Origin of the sequence: Halospeciosus flavus, from assembly GCF_029814175.1 — an archaeon.
GTDB lineage: Archaea > Halobacteriota > Halobacteria > Halobacteriales > Halobacteriaceae > Halospeciosus > Halospeciosus flavus.
This window is the reverse complement of sequence record NZ_CP122312.1, coordinates 2,015,077-2,031,663: the sequence shown is the minus strand read 5'-3', so window position 1 is coordinate 2,031,663 and position 16,587 is coordinate 2,015,077. Positions and strand designations below refer to the sequence as shown.

22 protein-coding genes and 1 tRNA gene are annotated in these 16,587 nt (G+C 69.1%); 15 read left to right on the top strand and 8 right to left on the bottom strand.

Features of this window, described 5'->3' with window-relative positions; translation table 11 throughout:
- The first annotated feature begins 57 nt into the window (after positions 1-57).
- The 10 genes from pth2 (at position 58) to P0Y33_RS10655 (ending at position 5,036) form a co-directional block, all read left to right on the top strand.
- Positions 58-396: a peptidyl-tRNA hydrolase Pth2 gene (pth2, locus tag P0Y33_RS10700; RefSeq protein ID WP_279527398.1), complete on the top strand. Its 339-nt coding sequence runs from the start codon at positions 58-60 to the stop codon at positions 394-396.
- Entirely contained in the window at positions 396-1,724 is a 1,329-nt protein-coding gene (truD, locus tag P0Y33_RS10695) for a tRNA pseudouridine(13) synthase TruD (RefSeq protein WP_279527397.1), read from the top strand. The genes pth2 and truD overlap by 1 nt, the downstream gene beginning before the upstream one ends.
- Before the next feature lie 62 nt (positions 1,725-1,786).
- Positions 1,787-2,401, top strand: a complete 615-nt coding sequence (locus P0Y33_RS10690; protein WP_279527396.1) for a VOC family protein — start codon at positions 1,787-1,789, stop codon at positions 2,399-2,401.
- Positions 2,402-2,464: 63 nt separating this feature from the next.
- Positions 2,465-3,214, top strand: coding sequence for a DUF2103 domain-containing protein (locus P0Y33_RS10685; protein ID WP_279527395.1), 750 nt, complete (start codon positions 2,465-2,467; stop codon positions 3,212-3,214).
- 69 nt (positions 3,215-3,283) lie between these two features.
- Positions 3,284-3,592, top strand: coding sequence for a 50S ribosomal protein L37ae (locus P0Y33_RS10680; protein WP_279527394.1), 309 nt, complete (start codon positions 3,284-3,286; stop codon positions 3,590-3,592).
- A gap of 3 nt (positions 3,593-3,595) precedes the next feature.
- A complete protein-coding gene (locus P0Y33_RS10675) occupies positions 3,596-3,730 on the top strand; it encodes a DNA-directed RNA polymerase subunit P (RefSeq protein WP_279527393.1) in 135 nt (44 codons plus the stop codon).
- Positions 3,727-3,990 carry a KEOPS complex subunit Pcc1 gene (locus P0Y33_RS10670; RefSeq protein WP_279527392.1) on the top strand — a complete coding sequence of 88 codons (264 nt, stop codon included), beginning with the start codon at positions 3,727-3,729 and terminating at the stop codon, positions 3,988-3,990. The genes P0Y33_RS10675 and P0Y33_RS10670 overlap by 4 nt, the downstream gene beginning before the upstream one ends.
- A 70-nt stretch (positions 3,991-4,060) precedes the next feature.
- Complete coding sequence (locus P0Y33_RS10665) at positions 4,061-4,285, top strand: hypothetical protein (protein WP_279527391.1); 225 nt, start codon at positions 4,061-4,063, stop codon at positions 4,283-4,285.
- A gap of 79 nt (positions 4,286-4,364) precedes the next feature.
- Positions 4,365-4,772, top strand: a complete 408-nt coding sequence (locus tag P0Y33_RS10660) for a prefoldin subunit beta (protein ID WP_279527390.1) — start codon at positions 4,365-4,367, stop codon at positions 4,770-4,772.
- 6 nt (positions 4,773-4,778) lie between these two features.
- A complete protein-coding gene (locus P0Y33_RS10655) occupies positions 4,779-5,036 on the top strand; it encodes a DUF3194 domain-containing protein (protein ID WP_279527389.1) in 258 nt (85 codons plus the stop codon).
- 115 nt (positions 5,037-5,151) lie between these two features.
- Here the strand turns inward: P0Y33_RS10655 and P0Y33_RS10650 are convergent, their stop codons facing one another.
- From P0Y33_RS10650 to P0Y33_RS10640, 3 genes are all read right to left on the bottom strand, one after another.
- Positions 5,152-7,044: a DUF2070 family protein gene (locus P0Y33_RS10650; protein ID WP_279527388.1), complete on the bottom strand. Its 1,893-nt coding sequence runs from the start codon at positions 7,042-7,044 to the stop codon at positions 5,152-5,154.
- A 4-nt stretch (positions 7,045-7,048) separates the two neighbouring features.
- Positions 7,049-7,600 carry a GMP synthase subunit A gene (locus tag P0Y33_RS10645; RefSeq protein ID WP_279527387.1) on the bottom strand — a complete coding sequence of 184 codons (552 nt, stop codon included), beginning with the start codon at positions 7,598-7,600 and terminating at the stop codon, positions 7,049-7,051.
- Positions 7,601-7,675: 75 nt separating this feature from the next.
- Positions 7,676-8,230 carry a DUF7097 family protein gene (locus tag P0Y33_RS10640; RefSeq protein ID WP_279527386.1) on the bottom strand — a complete coding sequence of 185 codons (555 nt, stop codon included), beginning with the start codon at positions 8,228-8,230 and terminating at the stop codon, positions 7,676-7,678.
- A gap of 110 nt (positions 8,231-8,340) precedes the next feature.
- Here P0Y33_RS10640 and P0Y33_RS10635 point away from each other — a divergent pair, with 110 nt between their 5' ends.
- The 4 genes from P0Y33_RS10635 to P0Y33_RS10620 all read left to right on the top strand — a co-directional run bounded on the left by P0Y33_RS10635 (position 8,341) and on the right by P0Y33_RS10620 (position 11,737).
- Complete coding sequence (locus tag P0Y33_RS10635) at positions 8,341-8,688, top strand: DUF192 domain-containing protein (RefSeq protein WP_279527385.1); 348 nt, start codon at positions 8,341-8,343, stop codon at positions 8,686-8,688.
- 50 nt (positions 8,689-8,738) lie between these two features.
- Positions 8,739-9,623 (top strand): hypothetical protein, encoded by an 885-nt coding sequence (locus P0Y33_RS10630; RefSeq protein ID WP_279527384.1) that lies wholly within the window; start codon positions 8,739-8,741, stop codon positions 9,621-9,623.
- 129 nt (positions 9,624-9,752) lie between these two features.
- On the top strand, positions 9,753-11,300 hold the full coding sequence (locus P0Y33_RS10625) for a 2-isopropylmalate synthase (protein ID WP_279527383.1): 1,548 nt from the start codon (positions 9,753-9,755) through the stop codon (positions 11,298-11,300).
- A gap of 137 nt (positions 11,301-11,437) precedes the next feature.
- On the top strand, positions 11,438-11,737 hold the full coding sequence (locus P0Y33_RS10620) for a hypothetical protein (RefSeq protein WP_279527382.1): 300 nt from the start codon (positions 11,438-11,440) through the stop codon (positions 11,735-11,737).
- A gap of 34 nt (positions 11,738-11,771) precedes the next feature.
- Here the strand turns inward: P0Y33_RS10620 and P0Y33_RS10615 are convergent.
- Positions 11,772-11,856 (bottom strand) — tRNA-Ser (locus P0Y33_RS10615).
- A 304-nt stretch (positions 11,857-12,160) separates the two neighbouring features.
- On the opposite strand from P0Y33_RS10615, the gene P0Y33_RS10610 reads away from it, so the two are divergent.
- Complete coding sequence (locus P0Y33_RS10610; protein WP_279527381.1) at positions 12,161-13,111, top strand: AAA family ATPase; 951 nt, start codon at positions 12,161-12,163, stop codon at positions 13,109-13,111.
- A gap of 1 nt (position 13,112) precedes the next feature.
- On the opposite strand, the gene P0Y33_RS10605 is transcribed toward P0Y33_RS10610, so the two are convergent.
- Genes P0Y33_RS10605 through P0Y33_RS10590 form a run of 4 tightly spaced genes read right to left on the bottom strand, consistent with a single transcriptional unit; the run spans position 13,113 to position 16,493 of the window.
- Entirely contained in the window at positions 13,113-13,646 is a 534-nt protein-coding gene (locus P0Y33_RS10605; protein ID WP_279527380.1) for a DUF7519 family protein, read from the bottom strand.
- The gene (locus P0Y33_RS10600) at positions 13,643-14,917 is read right to left on the bottom strand and encodes a DUF58 domain-containing protein (protein ID WP_279527379.1); all 1,275 of its coding nucleotides are present in this window, start codon (positions 14,915-14,917) and stop codon (positions 13,643-13,645) included. The genes P0Y33_RS10605 and P0Y33_RS10600 overlap by 4 nt, the downstream gene beginning before the upstream one ends.
- Entirely contained in the window at positions 14,914-15,498 is a 585-nt protein-coding gene (locus tag P0Y33_RS10595) for a DUF7269 family protein (RefSeq protein ID WP_279527378.1), read from the bottom strand. Before P0Y33_RS10595 ends, P0Y33_RS10600 begins: the two co-directional genes overlap by 4 nt.
- On the bottom strand, positions 15,498-16,493 hold the full coding sequence (locus P0Y33_RS10590) for a DUF4129 domain-containing protein (protein WP_279527377.1): 996 nt from the start codon (positions 16,491-16,493) through the stop codon (positions 15,498-15,500). The genes P0Y33_RS10595 and P0Y33_RS10590 overlap by 1 nt, the downstream gene beginning before the upstream one ends.
- Positions 16,494-16,587: the final 94 nt, after the last annotated feature.

Sequence of the window (16,587 nt, the reverse complement as noted above, 5' to 3'; positions counted from 1 at the left end):
AAAATAATGGGCAGTCGAGTAGCCATCGATAAGGGGGCCGGACTCGACAGTACGACCATGAAGCAAGCCATCGTCGCCCGCTCGGACCTCGGGATGGGCGAGGGGAAGTTGGCCGCACAGGTGGCCCACGCCTCGCTGTCGGCCTACGAGAACGCCGACGACGACGCCCAGCGTGCCTGGAAACAGGGCGGACAGAAGAAGATCGTCCTGAAGGCCACGGGTGAGTCCGAACTCCAGGAACTCGCCGAGGAGGCGCGCCGGGCAGGCGTCCCCTACGCGCTCATCCGCGACGCCGGCCACACGCAACTCGAACCGGGAACCGTGACCACGCTCGCCGTCGGACCGGCGCCCGAAAACGAGGTCGACCGCGTCACGGGCGACCTCTCCCTCTACTAATGCGCGAGGCACACCCCGTCGAGCAGGCGGTCGGCATCGAGTACTACGTCAGCGAGACCGACGGCGTCGGCGGCCGACTCCGTGACGAACCCGAGGACTTCGAAGTCCGTGAGGTCGAGCGCTTCGAGACCCAGCCACTCGACGCCGACACCGGCGACTACCCCCACCTCGTCTTCCGCGCGACCCTCCGGAACTGGGACACGAACAGTTTCGCCCGGGAACTCTCGAACCGCCTCGGCATCAGCCGCGAGCGCGTCTCGTGGGCCGGGACGAAAGACCGCCGTGCCGTGACGACCCAGTTGTTCAGCGTCGACGGCATCGGCCCCGAGGACCTCCCGGACGTCCGGGACGCCGACCTCGAACCCGTCGGCCGGGCCGGACGTGACATCTTCTTCGGCGACCTCGCGGGCAACGAGTTCCACATCGTCGTCGCCGACCCGGACCACCCCGAGAACGCCGACGAGATCGTGGCCGAGCTCCAGGCGTTCGGCGGCGGCGACGTCGCCATCCCCAACTTCTTCGGCCAGCAGCGCTTCGGCAGTCGGCGCCCGGTCACCCACAAGGTTGGCTTCGCCATCGTCCGCGGGGACTGGGAAGGCGCGGTGATGGCCTACATCGGGAACCCCTCCGAACACGAACCCGAGGAGACCCAGGCCGCCCGCCACTACGTCGAGGATACCCGCGACTGGGCGGGTGCCATCGACGAGTTCCCCCAGCACCTCCGCTACGAGCGGGCAGTGCTCAACGTCCTCGCCGAGAACGGTGGCGACACCGACGAGGACTTCCGCGAGGCACTGAACGCCTTCTCCTCGAACCTCCGGCGGTTCTTCGTCGACGCCGCACAGTCCTACATCTTCAACCGCATCCTCTCCGAGCGCCTCGCGCGGGGGCTGCCCTTCCACGAACCGGTCGCCGGCGACGTGGTCTGTTTCGCCGACACGGACGCGCCGGGTGACTTCCCCGTCCCCGACACCGACCGCCTCCAGCGCGTCGGCGAGGACCGCGTCGACGTCGTGACCCGTCACTGCCGACGCGACCGAGCGTTCGTCACCGCGCCGCTCGTCGGCACGGAGACAGAACTCGCCGACGGCGAACCGGGGGAAATCGAGCGCCAGGTCCTGAACGACGTCGGCGTCGAGTCGTCGGACTTCGACCTCCCCGGCGACTACCACTCGGAGGGGACGCGCCGCGCCGTCCTCGTCCGCCCCCATCCCGAGTGGGAGCAGGTCGAGAAGGGTCTCGCCGTCGAGTTCGGGCTCCCGAAGGGGAGTTACGCGACCGTGGTCCTCCGCGAGTTCATGAAGGTCTCCCCGCTGGAGATGTCGTGAGGCGGTCGCGGCGGGAATTGCCCACGGAGTAGACATTTCCCGATACACGTCCAAGGTCGAGTATGGCACGAGAGGACGTTCCCGTCGACGCAGCACAGCCAGACGCCCCATTCCACACGACCGGCGTCGACCACATCACGATGATCGGCTCGAACGTAGAGGACACCGTCGAGTTCTACCGCGACCTCCTGGGGATGCCGCTGGTCCTCCGGCAGCCGAACCTCGACGACCCGAGTCAGACGCACCTCTTCTTCGACGCGGGCGACGGTCGCATCCTCACCTTCTTCGTCAACGAGGACCGCCAGTCGAACCCTCAACCCCACCGCCACCGCGTCGGCTCGGTCCACCACATCTCGCTCTCCATCGACCCCCACGAGTTCGAGACGGTGATGGAGTCTCTCGACGACGCCGGCCACGGCTACAACGTCTTCGACCGCGGGGTCTTCCACTCGCTGTACACCCGTGACCACAACGGTCTCGTCATCGAACTCGCGACCGACAAGTACGAGATTCCCGACGACCGCCGCGCCGAGGTGCTCGCGAAGACCCAGGAGATCCGGGAGGCCGACGGCGCCGACTACGCCGAGGCCGAACACTTAGAGGAGGCACTCGCGGACCTCGGACTCGACGCCGAACCGGTCGAACTCCCCGAGGCACCGACCGGCGCGGGCGTCTGAGGTTCGCGACACACTCTCACGAATCACGGCCGTTTTACGGGTACCCTGCCTACGCTCGGGGAAATGGAGTGTCGGCAGTGTGGCACACCCCTCGACAAGCCGGGCGACTACTGTCTGGTATGTCACACTGCCAACTGCGACGCCGTCGTCGTCGAGATCGGCGAGCGGCGAGCGACGCTCACCTTCCTCGACGAGGACCGCGCCGACGAGGACGACCCACGCGACCCCGTCCTCGGCGAGACGGTCGTCACGACGACGCCGGAGACGGACGAAGAGCGCGAGCAGACGCAGGTGCGGAACTTCGCGGGACGCATCGCCGACGAGATTCGCCGCAAGCGCCCCGATACCGTGTTCGTCACGGGCGAGCGCGACGTAATCCGCGCGCTTCGCGTCGACCTCCACCACGAACTCTACCGGGTGAGCGGCGACGACCCCGTCGAGACGGTGCTGGACCGCTGGGGCGGGCGGGACCTCGAAATCGTCGAGAAGGCCGCTGCGGAGAAGATCGGCGGGTCGCACTCGACGCTCGTGGGTGACCGCGAAGGGTGGCGAGCCATCGAGACGGTCGCGAGCCACCCACACGTGAAGAAGATCGTCCCCGGTCCCATCGACGCCAGCGGGTCGAGCGCGCGGGGCGGCGTCCGCGCGAAGGTGACCCGCGCCGACGCGAACGGCAACGTTCGCCTCCTCATCCGAGAGGGGTCGAGCATCCAGGAGAACCGCGTCGTCACGACGGCGATGGACCGCGAGACCGGCGAGCGCGTCCGCGAGGACCTGAACGACGCGCTCGAAGCGGACGGCCTGAAGGAGTAGCGACGCGGACAGCCACCTCGATACAGACTCAAAGCGCTTATGTGCGCGCTGGGGGTATACACTGGTACTATGGCCGAGGAAGGAGCCCGAACTACTGGGAGCTCGGGTCGGTTCGGCGCGCGGTACGGCCGCGTTGCCCGCCGACGCGTCTCTGAGATCGAGTCGGACAAGAACGCTGATCACACCTGCCCCGAGTGCGGCGCCGAGAAGGTCGGCCGCGCCGGCACCGGCATCTGGACCTGCGAGAAGTGCGGCTACAAGTTCACCGGCGGCGCCTACCGTCCCGAGACGCCCGGTGGCCGCGCGATGAAGCGCTCCATCCGCGCCGCGATCGGCGAGGGTGGCGAAGCGGAAGCCGAAGAAGAAGTCGAGGAGTAATCCATGGCGTACAAGTGCTCGCGCTGTAAGCGGGACGTCGAACTCGACGAGTACGGCGGCGTCCGCTGTCCCTACTGCGGGCACCGCGTCCTGCTGAAAGAGCGCGCACGCGACGTCAAAGAAGTCGACGTCAAGTGACGACCCACCGGACGACCCTTCTCTTCGATTACGACGACGTCGCCCGCGCTCGCCTCGTCGAACGGAGCGTCGCGCGGGAGGCCGGCGAAATCGATAGCGAGCGGACCAGCGCCAGCGTCGGCCGCGACGGCCGGACCGTCGAGGTCGTCGTCGAGGCGAGCGACCTCACCGCCCTCCGGGCCGGGAGCAACAGTTGGTGTGGGCTCGTCTCCGTCGCCGAGCGGACGGCTGCACTCGGAGATACCGGAAACACTTCGTAGCGTTCGCCGAGCGTCGGCGAACGTTCGGCCGACCGCCGCTTCTTGAAGGGTGGCGTCCCAACCGTCGAGTGTGAGCGCCGACCGTCAGGGCGAATCCGCCACCGTCACGACGCCAGTGGACGCACCGAGTCGCTACGACGCGATTTTGTTCCTGATTCCGCTGTTGCTCTGTGGCGGGCTCGCGCTGGCACTCACCGGCGCCGTCCCGTTCCGCGTCGCCGCGGGCGGGAGTTCCGCGCTCGCACTCGCACCCATCGCCGACGGACTCGTCCGCAATCCGCCGGTCCAAGACTGACCGTCGCGGCCCGTGTCTCCGGTGTGCTCGGGGCTGCGGAAAGCGGGGGTTTTTCACGCCGGGACTGTAGGTAACAGGTATGCAGGGTAATCTGCCACCGGAAGCGCAGGAGAAGATCGAGGAGCTTCAGGACCTACAGGAGACCGCACAGCAGGTCGCTACTCAGAAACAGCAGGCTGAGACCCAGCTGAACGAGGCCCAGACGGCACTCGACGAACTCGAGGACATCGACGAGGACACCACGATGTACCGCGAGGTCGGCGAACTGCTCGTCCAGACCGACTACGACGAGGCCCAGGAGGACCTCGAGGAGAAGGTCGACAACCTCGAAGTTCGCGTCCAGAGTCTCGATAAGCAGGAAGAGCGCGTTCAGGAGCAGTTCGAGAGCCTCCAGGAGGAACTCCAGGAGATGCTCGGCGGCGGCCCCGGCGGCGGGGGCGGCCCGATGGGCGGCATGGGCGGCGGTCCCGGCGCGGGCGGCGCGTAAGGTCCAATGCCGAGCGACGAGGAAGTCGTCGAGACCGCGGCGGAGGCGGCCGAGGGGTACGTCCTCTCGAAACTCCGCTCGTCCGACGTCGAGGACCTCGACATCACCGTCTCCTTCGAGGAGGGCGTCCTCGAAGTCGACGTCTACGTGAAGGCACCCGACGCCGACGCAGACATCGAACAGATTGCCGACGACGCCGCACTCGTCGCCGGCAACGCGGTCGACGACCTCTTCGCCGAGTCCGAGGAGTCCGAGTCGGCCTGAGCCGTCCCGGCCGGTTCTTTTGCACTCTCTCTCACGCGACAGTCGTGGCGTCACCGACCGAGACAGTTGAACGATTGTACAACTGCTCAACTGTCCGCCCGTCCACCGGCGGCGCTCAGGCCAGGAAGAAGATGAGGAAACTGAGCACCGCCGTCGCGAGGATAATGGTTCCGGCGAGCGCGCCGCCCATGGCCATCACCGCGTTGGCGTGGCTCGCGAGCGTCTCGGTGCGGTCGTTGCCGAACACCGTCACCGTCGCGCGCTCGGAGGCCATCCCCGCCTCGACCGGTTCGAGGTCGTAGAGCGCCTCTTCGGTGGTCTCGGCGACGAGGGCGACGAAGGCGTCACCGTCGATGGCGCCGCCGATCTGGTTCTCCGACTCGACGGTGTTGACGATGTGCGTGTCGGAGGTCATCACCTCGACGTTCGAGAGGCTGAACTCGTCGAGGAGGCGTTCGATCGTCCGCTCGCGGAGCCCCGGTTCCATGTTGTTGCCGTCGGCGAGGACGTAGGCGGTCCGTTGGCCATCGACGTCGGTGACTCCGACGCGGATGCCGAGCGGGCCGATGCCCTCCTGTGGCGACCAGGGGGTCCGGTCCCACGCCGTCCCGAGTTCGAGTGTGTCCTGGTCGTGGCTGTCGAGGTGGCGAGCAACGTCGCCGGCGCCGTCGATCATGTCGAAGGCGCGCTCGCTCCCGGGGACGACGTGGCCGAGGTCCTCGCCTTCGAGACCGTTGTTGCAGTTGTGGGCGTCGACGAGGAGGACGTCGTCCGCGCCGGCGACGCGAGCCTCGCCCATCGCGGAGAGACCGACGCCGTACTCCACGTCGTCGGCGAACCCCGGCGAGAACGTGTTGACGACGAGGGCGTCGTCGCCGAACGCCTGACCGAGGAGGCTCGCCTCACCGTGGTTCACCCGGACGCTCGGCGTCGCCTCGGTCACATAGTCGATCTTCGCGACTGCACGCTCCGCGGCGTCGACGAGTTTGTCGACCTCGCGTTCGGTGACGAGGTTGAAGTCGTGGCCGGCGGTCGCGTGCGGCGGGAACGCCAGCCCTTCGGAGGCCTCGGCGACACGCTGTGGGAGGTTCCCCCCGCCGATCTCGCCCATCGGGCCGGGGTGGATCATCGGGAGGACGAAGCGGGCTTTCTCCTCGGCGTCGCTGTCGACGTCGTCGTGGCCGTCGAGGCGGCGGAAGGAGAGGACCGTCACGGGGACGACGGCCTCCTCGCCGATCTGCTCGAAGAAGTCCTCGAGTTCGCGGGTTCCCTCGGCGATATGGCCGATGAAACCCCGGAGGAAGTCGAGTCCGGAGACGCCGAGACTCTGACGCCACGGGCGATCCATCACGCGGAGGAAGCCGAAGGCGACGGCGCCGTACAGCACGGACATCCCGATGAGGAGCGCGAAGTCCTCAGGGGTGAAGACGTACCGAATCTCGACGGGTGCCTCGGTGGGCCGCATGAACAGCCAGTTGAGGATGGGACCGCCGTACTGGACGAAGTAGAGCGTCCCGCTGTAGACGAACAGGAGGACGGCGGCGGTGAGCGTCTGGATGCCCGCGGGGACGGCCGCGAGGAGGAGGGAGTTGCGCGAGACTGCGAGGACGACGAGGAGGCGGATCGCGAAGACGAGTGCGAGCGCCGCGATGAGCACGTCGAAGACGAAGTTCTGTCCGAGCGACGTGAACAGCGTGATGAGCCCGCCGGCCGTGAGGCCGACCACGACGACGACCTCACAGATCAGTGCGAGCAGCGACGACCGGTTGTAGGTGAGTTGGCCGCCGAGTCGGCGGTCGACGGGAGTAGTCGCGAGGCTCGCGACCACTGTCGGGATGCCGACGAAGAAGACCCCCTGCCAGGCGTCCTCGAAGATGTAGCCGGCGTCGAAGGCGATGATACCGGTCAGCGCCGCGATGAGTAGCGAGAACGCGACGCTCGTGTACCAGTTCGGCGCACGGAAGATGAACTTCGAGAGCGCCGCGAGGTCACCCTGCGTCTGGGTCATCTGGCTACTGCTCGCAGATGTCGCGGAAGTTCTCGAAGACTGCCTCGCCCTCTTCGGTGTGTGCGACCTCGGGGTGCCACTGGACGCCGTAGAGGTCGCGGTCGGTGTCGCTCATCGCTTCGACGTCGCAGACGTCGCTCTCCGCGGTACGCTCGAACCCCTCGGGCACCTCGACGACCTCGTCGGCGTGGCTGGCCCACACCCGTGTCTCCGGGGCGAGCGAGCCAACGAGCGGGTCGTCGGCGTCGACGATGTCGACGGACACGTCGGCGTAGCCGCCGTACTCGCCGGACTCGACGCGGCCGCCGAGTTCCGTCGCGATGAGTTGGTGGCCCAGGCAGATGCCCAGGATCGGGACGTCGAGGTCGAGATAGTCGGCACAGCGCCCGGTTCGGTCCATGTCCGGCCCGCCGGAGAGGACGAGACCGTCGGCGTCGAGGTCCTCGGGCGGCGTCTCGTTGTCGACGATGTCCGTCTCCACGCCCAGGTCCCGGAGCGCACGCTGCTCCAGGTGGGTGAACTGGCCGTGGTTGTCGATGACGACGATGCGGGTCATTACGTCCCGTTAGTGGCGAAACCGGTAAAAAGAATCCGGAACACCGAGTCCGCGGGAACCGTCCCCACACCCAGACTACTCGCCGTCCGTGTCCTCTGTCGTCGGTCCGGTGTCGAAGCGCTCGGCCGCCGTCTCGAAGCCGAACTCCGACTGCTCGGCGCTCCGCCGGCCCTCGGCGGCGGCGATGGCCTCCGGGTCGGGGTTGGCGTCGTCGCCGACGCTCGCCCAGGAGTCGTGGACTTTCGCGTGACACCACCGGCAGAGCGAGACGGTGATCTCGTGACCCGTCTCCGCCTCGCCGCGGTAGGAGAGGTGGTGTTCTTCGAGCAACGGACGCTCGTCCTCGTGGGCGACCCGACGCTCTTCGAGGCCACAGCGTGCACACTCCTCGCCGTCGGTGGTCGAGCGGTAGTGGGGACAGTCGGCCCACTCCCACTCGCCGTCCCCGTCGGCGGCCGCGGCGGGACAGGCGAACTCCTCGGCCCGGCGTTCGGCGGCGAACTCGGGGTCGTGTTCGGGGAAGTCGAAGGCGTAGCGACACTTCCCGTCGCCGGTGACGTGGTCGCAGTGGCCCGCGTGCTCGTAGGGGTCCTCGACGCCCACGGACGTTCCCGAGGGGGTCTTCTTCATCGCGCGGAAGGAGGGCGTCGAGGAGTATAGGCCCACGGGTCCGACCCGGTCAGGCGACCCGTGGGACCGTGCCACGACACGCTTATCGCCACGACCCCGCAACTCCGGACGTGGAACTGCGCCACGACGACGGGGAGACCGTCCGGACGCTCGCGAGCGACGTCGAGACCGCGGACACGTACCTCGCCCGTGCGAAGGGGTTGATGTTCCGACGGTCGATTCCGGACGACTACGCGCTCGCGTTCCGCTTCTCGGGCGTCCGCCGCCGCGACGTCCACATGCTGTTCGTCCCCTTCGACATCGACGCCGTGTGGGTCGCCGAGGGCGAGGTCCAGCGCGTGAAGCGCCTCTCGGCGTGGACCGGTCACGGGGGCGCGCCGGCCGACCTGCTCGTCGAACTCCCGGCAGGCGCGGCCAACCCGGTGCGGCCAGGTGATCGGCTCTGGCTGGCGGAGTGACCGGTCTCGCGGCGGAACGTTGATGGCCCGTCAGCGGTAACTCCGTGGAAATGGGTCTCACTCTCGTCGACGCTCTCAGACGACCGGAACACACGGGGGAGAACCGCTGTTGGCCGTGTACCGTGGTCAACGTCGCGATCCTCGGCGCAGTCACCGTCCTGTTCGCCGTCCTCTCTCCGATACTGGCCGTCGCCACCGCGGCCGTCGGACTGTTTCTCGTCGGAGTTCGGGGTTACTTCGTCCCGGGCACGCCGCGGTACGCGCCGGCGCTCGTAGCCCGCATCCCCGGCGGCAACGCGCTGTTCCACGGCACCGCGGACCAGCAGTCCGGTTCCCTGCGTACCGGGCAGCGTACGGATGGCTCGGCCGAGAGCGACGACGGTGACGGCGGCGACGACAGCGACGACGGCGACGAACTCGACGTCCCGGAAGGTGACGCCCTGCTCGACCGCCTCGTCGACGCGGGCGTGCTCACCGCCGACGACGAGACGGTCGCCCCGACTGACGCGTTCGAGGCGCGGCGGCGAGAAGAGATGGCTCCGCTGCGGGACGCAGACACCGAGGAGTTGGCCGACCTCGCGCTGGAGTTCTCGCCGGCGACGGAGTCCCACGCGGTCCGACAGGACGGCCAGGAGTGGGTCGCGCTCTCGTCGGGCGCCACCAACGCGCTCGAAGAGACGTGGCTCACTCGCCCGATCACCATCGCGGAGATCGCCGGCGCTCGTGCGGCCGCGGACTTCGTCGACGACGACGAGACCGCGCTCGCGGCGGCCCAGACGTGTCGGATGTTCCTTGAGACCTGCCCCGACTGCGGGACCGACCTCGAACGCGGGACCGACGCGTCCTGTTGTGGGGGTGCTCGTAGCCCCGACGGACCGCCCTCGGAGACGCTCTTCTGCCCGTCGTGCGAGGCCCAGGTGTACACCTTCGACTGAGGCCGCCGAGGCAATATCTGTCGGACCCCACCAACTTATGGTGGATGGAGATACAATAGCGAGGTATGTCGGAACACACCGACGCCGAGGATAGAGGAAGTCGCCGCGAGGCGGCTGGGCGTGAAATTCTTGTCCGATAAGCCCTTCTCCACTCTCGACGATCTGGACGCAGACGACGTACAACTTCTCGACACGACGCTCCGCGACGGGGAGCAAGCGCCGGGTATCTCACTGACCGCCGACCAGAAGGCCACAGTCGCGCGTAAACTCGACGACGCCGACGTGGACTTCGTCGAGGCGGGGAGCGCCTGCACGTCCGCGGGCGAGCGTGAGACCATCCGTCGTGTGACGAGTCTCGACCTCGACGCCACGGTGACGAGTTTCTGCCGCGGCGTGAGACGAGACGTCGACCTCGCACTCGACTGCGACGTCGACGGCATCAACCTGGTCGTCCCCGCTAGCGACCGCCACATCGAGGGGAAGGTCGGCTCCTCGCGCGAGGAGGTCGTCGAGACCACCCGCGACCTCGTCGCCTACGCCAAGTCCGAGGGCCTCTGGGTCGAGGTCATCGGCGAGGACGGCTCCCGCGCCGACTTCGACTACCTCGAAGAACTCGCGGAGGCCTCCTTCGAGGCCGGCGCGGACCGCTTTTGCTTCGCGGACACGGTCGGCCACGCCTCACCCGGGGAGGTCCACGAGGGCGTCTCGCGGGTCGGGCAGTTCGGCCCCGTGAGTGTTCACACCCACGACGACCTCGGACTCGCCGTGACGAACGCGCTCGCGGGCATCGACGCCGGCGCGGACCTCGTCCACGCCACCGTCAACGGCATCGGCGAGCGCGCGGGCAACGTCGCCCTCGAAGAGGTGGCCGTGGCGCTCTGGCACTGCTACGACGTCGACTCCGCTGACACCGAGGCGCTCTACGACCTCGCGACCACCGTCGCGGACGTGACGAACGTCCCGCTCCCGCCGAACAAGGCCGTCTCGGGGGAGAACGCGTTCGCCCACGAGTCGGGAATCCACACCGACGGCACCCTCAAGGACGAACGGATGTACGAGCCGTACTCGCCCGAGGCGGTGGGTCGGGAGCGCCGACTCGTGCTCGGCAAGCACGCCGGTCGCGCGGGCGTGAAGGCCGCGCTCGCCGAACACGATGTCGAGGTCAGCGACGACGAACTCGCCGACGTCGTCCAGCGCGTGAAGGACCTCGGCGAGCGCGGCAAGCGCGTCACCGACGCCGACCTGCTCGCCATCGCCGAGGACGTCCAGGGTCGCGAGGGGGCCGAACGTCGCGTCGAGGTTCTCGACCTCACGGCCGCCAGCGGCGGCGGCACCCCCACCGCGTCGGTCCGCATCCGCGTCGACGACGAGGAGCGCACCGCCGCGGGTACCGGGAGCGGTCCGGTCGACGCCGCGATGGCCGCGGTCCGCGACGCCCTCGGTGACGTGAACTTCCACCTCGGGTCCTACCACGTCGACGCCATCACCGGCGGGACGGACGCCGTCGTGAACGTCGAGGTGGAGGTCACCCGCGGCGACCGCACGGTCACGGTGTCCGCGAGCGACTCGGACATCACCTCCGCCAGCGTGACCGCCGTCGTCGACGCACTCGACCGGCTCCTGCCCGCTCGCGACGACGAGGGTGAGGAGGAAGTGGCGGCACCCGCAGGGGCCTAGGAGATTCCGAGCGAAGCGAGGAATCTCCGAACGACGAGCGGGAGGCGTCGGAGTCGCCGACACGCGAGTGAGAAGAGTCGACCGGTCGGCCGCCGCCGGCCGTCTCTTTTTCGGTACTCCGGCCCGTATCCCCCGTCGTGAGCGACGGTTCGCCGGCGTACGTCGTCGAGGTGAAGGACTCCGCGCGGCGGCACAACCAGACGGCCGCCGAGTGGGTCGCCCACAACGGCCGTCGTCGGACGTTCCCCTCGAAGCAGGCCGCCCGTTCGTGGGCGCGGCAGGCGAGTCGCGACGGCGAACAGGTGTGGGTGCAGGACGCCGTCCCCTCGGACCTCTCGGACGTGGACGGCTACCTCGTCGCTGGCGACCGGCCGCCGGGTGAGCGCGACGACGAAGACGAACAGTGGTGGCTCCCGGACTTCTTCGAACCGGAGTAGCGACTACGGAGCGTGACGTCGGTAGAACGGTGAGCGCCGAGGAGGAGATTTGAACTCCTGAGTCCTCTCGGACAGTTGATTTCGAATCAACCGCCTTGGCCGGGCTAGGCTACCTCGGCTCGGTCATACCTACCCGATTGGTTCGTTTATCGGTTTCGATTCCTCGTGGCTGTGCGGCGCTCCGACACGCCGTCGCGCCTCGACGCCGGTCGCTCGACGTGTCCCGGCTCACGGGTCGCGACCGCTCCCCGTTCGTGTTCCCCGTTTCCCGATGCTCGCTCTAATCGCGTAGTGCAACGCCTCTTCGCGGGGTCACTCCTTCCAGTCGTTCCTCGCTCGTATTTCTGTCACCTCTCGCTCCCGTCGGTCGCTCGACGTGACACCACCGGCAGGTCTTTGGAGACGCATCACCGGTCGTAGCGTATGAACGTCAGCGAGGCGAGCGAGGACGCCGCCGCGGTCGTCGACGCCGTCGCCGAGGCCGTCGTCGCCGAGCGCGAGTTCCTGGAGACCGTAACCGTCGGCCTGCTCGCGCGTGGACACGTCCTCCTCGAAGACGTCCCCGGGACGGGGAAGACGCTCACCGCCCGCGGGTTCGCCACCGCGCTCGGACTCGAGTTCAGCCGCGTCCAGTTCACTCCCGACCTCCTCCCGACCGACGTCGTCGGCACACACGTCTACCGCGAGAACACCGGCGAGTTCGAGTTCCGCCCCGGCCCCATCTTCGGGAACGTCGTCCTCGCCGACGAGATCAACCGCGCGCCGCCGAAGACCCAGTCCGCCCTCCTCGAAGCGATGGAAGAAGAGCAGGTCACCGTCGACGGCGAGACCTACGACCTCCCGGACCCGTTCTTCGTCGTCGCGACCCAGAACCCCGTCGAACAGGAGGGGACCTTCCAACTCCCCGAGGCGCAACTCGACCGCTTCGCGGTCAAGTCGTCCATCGGCTACCCCGACGAGTCCGGCGAGCGCGAACTCCTCCGGCGTCGTGCTGGCCGCGTCGAGCGAAGTCCGGCGGTCCACCGGGCCGTCGACGAGGAACAGGTCCGCGCGCTCCGCGAGGTTCCCGAGTCGGTCCGTATCGACGACGACGTCCTCGACTACGTCGTCGCAATCTCGCGGGCGACCCGCACGGACAACCGCGTCGAGGTCGGCGTCTCCCCGCGCGGGACCCAACGGCTCTTCGAACTCTCGCGTGCGCGGGCGACACTCCACGGCCGCGAGTACGTCGCTCCCGAGGACGTCAAACGGATGGTCGAGCCGGCGCTGGCACACCGACTCGTCCTCACGCCCGACGCCGCCGTCGCCGACGTCGACAAGCAGTCGGTCGTCCGCGACGTCGTCGACAGCATCGACGTCCCGACGCTCGATTGAGTCAGGAGGGGGAGAGCGACCGGGCCAGCACGACCGCGCCGACGAGCAACAGGACGAGTGCGACGACCGGCCTGCCGCCTACGCCAGCCCAGTACCCGCCGTAGCCGACGGTGACGGCGAGCACCGCGACGAGCGAACTCGCGGCGGCGTGTGTGAGTTCGGCCTGTCGCGTGCGTGCGTCGCGTCCCACCTGTTCCCCGAGACCGACGGCGTACTCCCCGCAGTCCCACGCGACGAACGTCGCGGCGGCCCCGGCGAGCGGCCAGAGCGGATCGACACCGAAGAGACCGCCTGCGAGGTGAGCGAGGAGCACGAGTACCGCACCGCCCGTGACCAGCCGACGGCGACCGAGGAACACCCCGACTGCGAGCGCGAGTGTTCCGACGCTGGCGACCGGGACGAGGAGCGGGACGACGACCGTCGCAATCGTCGCCAGCGTCGCCGCGGCGACCGCGAGGAGTGCGCTCGTCCGCGCCGGCCGGTCGTCGAACTCGCTCTCGGGTCGGTCGGGTGGCCAACGCTCCGACTCGCTCATCGGTTGCGCCACCCCCGTTCGGCCGCCCGGACGGCGAGCACCAGTGGGTCGGTCGGGTTCCAGTCGACGACCGGGACGCCCGACCCGCGCAGTTCGCGGACGCGTTGCCGGCGCTCGACGCGGGCGAGTGTGGCGCCCGGATCGTCTCCCCCGGTCACGTCCGGGCTGACGACGGTCACCGGGTAGCCGTGCGCTTCGAACCGCCGGCAGGTCGTGACCACGTAGTCGTCGACCAGCGGCGTACAGCAGACGAGTTGCGCGCCGCTCGGCAGGCGCTTTCGGAGGCGTCGCCGGTGGACGGTCGGGAGGAACTGTTCCTCGGGAGGCGTCGGCGCGAAGGCCGCCCCGGTCGCGAGCGTCTCGCGTACACGGTGTCGGTGGTCGCGGCCGAGCGACGGTGCGAGGTAGGTCCACCGCGGCCCGAATCCGGCGACGCCAACACGGTCGCCCGCGTCGAGGAGCGCCGACACGACGCCGCCGGCCGCGTGGACGGCGTGGTCGACCGCCGAGACCCCGCGGGAGTCGTCGACGTACACCTGCACTCGGGTGTCGACCAGGACGACCACGGGCGCGGACTGCTCCTCGCGGAACTCGACGGTAGCGAGGTCGCCCGAGCGCGCCATCCGGTTCCAGTCGATGCGGGCCAGCGGGTCACCCGGCCGGTACTCGCGGGTGGCGTGGAACTCCGTGCCGCTCCCCACACCGGCGGCGATGCGTCCGACCCGCTCGCTCGCCTGTCCACGGAGCGGGAAGCGGTCGAGGGACGCCAGCATTGGGAGGCAGCGGACGGTCGTCTCCGCGTCGGGACCGACGGCGACTTCGGTTTCGGTCGTCCCCGCGACGTCCCGGACGAGGACTGTGGCGTCGTCGAAGGTGTGTTCGCCGCGAACTGCCTCGACCGTGTAGGAGAACGTCGCGTGACGGCCGGAACGTAGCGCGGTGGCGTGGCGAGGGGAGCCGTCGACGACGTTCAGTGGTTCGGGGACACCGTCGACGACCCGGACGTCCGGGAGGAACTCACCCTCGTTGTGGACCGTGACGGTGACCGTGACGTCCTCGCCGGAATCCGGGTCGGTCTCGGACACCTCGCGTTCGACCGTGAGTGTGGGTTCGGGTGGCCGGCCGCCCGCGAACGCGGCGTACCCCGCGACGGCGACGGCGACGACACCGACGAGGAGCGGGGCGGGCGAGCGGACGAGGACGCCGACGGCGGCGGCGAGGAAGACGACGGCGGTGACGCCACGCCAGCGGTCGGTCTCGTGGCGCTTCACTCGGACTCACCCGGTTCGGGGCCCGCCGTCGGTTCGTCGGTCCGTCGGTTGAGAACGGCGACGACGCGACGCGCCCGCCGGACGAACATTGGCTCGTCGCTGACGAGAGTGCGAGCGCGCTCGCACCAGGTACGCGTCCGCGGGTTCGTCGCGAAGAACGCCGCGGCGTCCGGGTCGTCGGTCCACTCGCCGCTCGCGAGACGGTCGGCGGCCCGCGATTCGGAGTTACCCTCCGCCGTGAGCGCGTCGATCGCCGCCTCGTGGAGTCGGTCGTGGACGCGTTCGCGCCACCGGCCGGCACGCGGGTTCCGACAGACGGCGTCGAGGTCCGACGTGAAGTCGCTCCCCGGACGGTCGAATGACCGCCGCGTCTCGACTTCGGGGACGTCCGTATAGGTGAACGACGTCCGTCGCCGCGACTGGACGCCGAGGTACGCGAGCAGCAGACAGACGAGTCCCACGAGGACGATGGAGAGCGTCGGGAGGTCGAGTCCGAGCGTCGCGGCCACCTCCGGTGCGACTGCGAGGAGGATACCGACCGTGACGACCGCGACACCGACGGCGACTGCACGACGGACCACTACCTCACACCTCCGTTCGCGTCGGATTCGTCGTCGGCCGGCCCGTCGGCCGCCTCGGAGCCTGCATCGCCGTACGCCGCCTCGATGGCCCGGAGAGCGTCGAGGGCGCGTTCCTCTCGTTCGGGACTCGGGTCGGCGTCGCCGTATCGCACCTCGCGGAAGAGATCGGTGAGTTCGGCGACGTGGGCCTCGTCCATCCCGGCCTCGCGGGCGGCGTCGGCGAACTCCGCGGGTGTGGTGCTCCGTGGATTCCGGACGTCGAGGTGGTCGGTCATCTCGCGCCAGGCCCGGAACACCTCGTTCTCGACGCCCGCGCTGGCCTCGATACGGTCCGCGGCGTCACCCGCTGCCGACCCGACGGCGCCGAGGTCGGCTTCGGACTCCGGTTCGACGTCGGGTTCGGGTTCCTCACCCTCGGCCGTGTCGTCGGCCGACGCACGGACGAGGACGACGCCGAGTCCGACGATGGCGACGGCCGCGAGGAACAAGAGGACTGTCGGGACGGTCGCCGCCGTCGCCGTCCCCTCGCCGAGACCGCCCCCACCACCGGGGAGTCCGGTCTGGTTCGGGAGGTCGAAAGCACTGCCCGGCCGTGAGAGGTCGAGCGAGGACCCGCAGTTCGTGAGGAGGGCGTGGACGAGCAGGCCGACCAGGACGACGGGCAGGAGGACTGCCGTCGCGACGAAGCCACCCACTCGTCGGGCGAGGAGTACCCACGTGACGACGAGGACGAGGACGGCGCCCAGTCCGAACCAGGTCGACGTCAGGATGGGGAGGCAGATGTCGATCGGGTCGAACCCACCCGCGCCGCCCACCCCACGGTCGGACCGGTTGCCGGTGTCGACGCCGAATTCGCCGCCACTCCCGACGCCACCGTCGCCCGTGCCGAGTCCCGGTCCACCGCCGGTGCTGACGGGGTTGGTCACCGTCGCGGCGGCGAGCGAGAGGGCGAGGACGCAGACGAGGGCGACGATCAGGGGGCGGTACCGTGACACGACCAGAGGTTGTGAGAAGAGGTGGATATGTCTTCTGTCGCGGTTCGGATTCGGACACTTGCCAGCGGGCCCACGCCGGTTGCCTGCGGGTCCG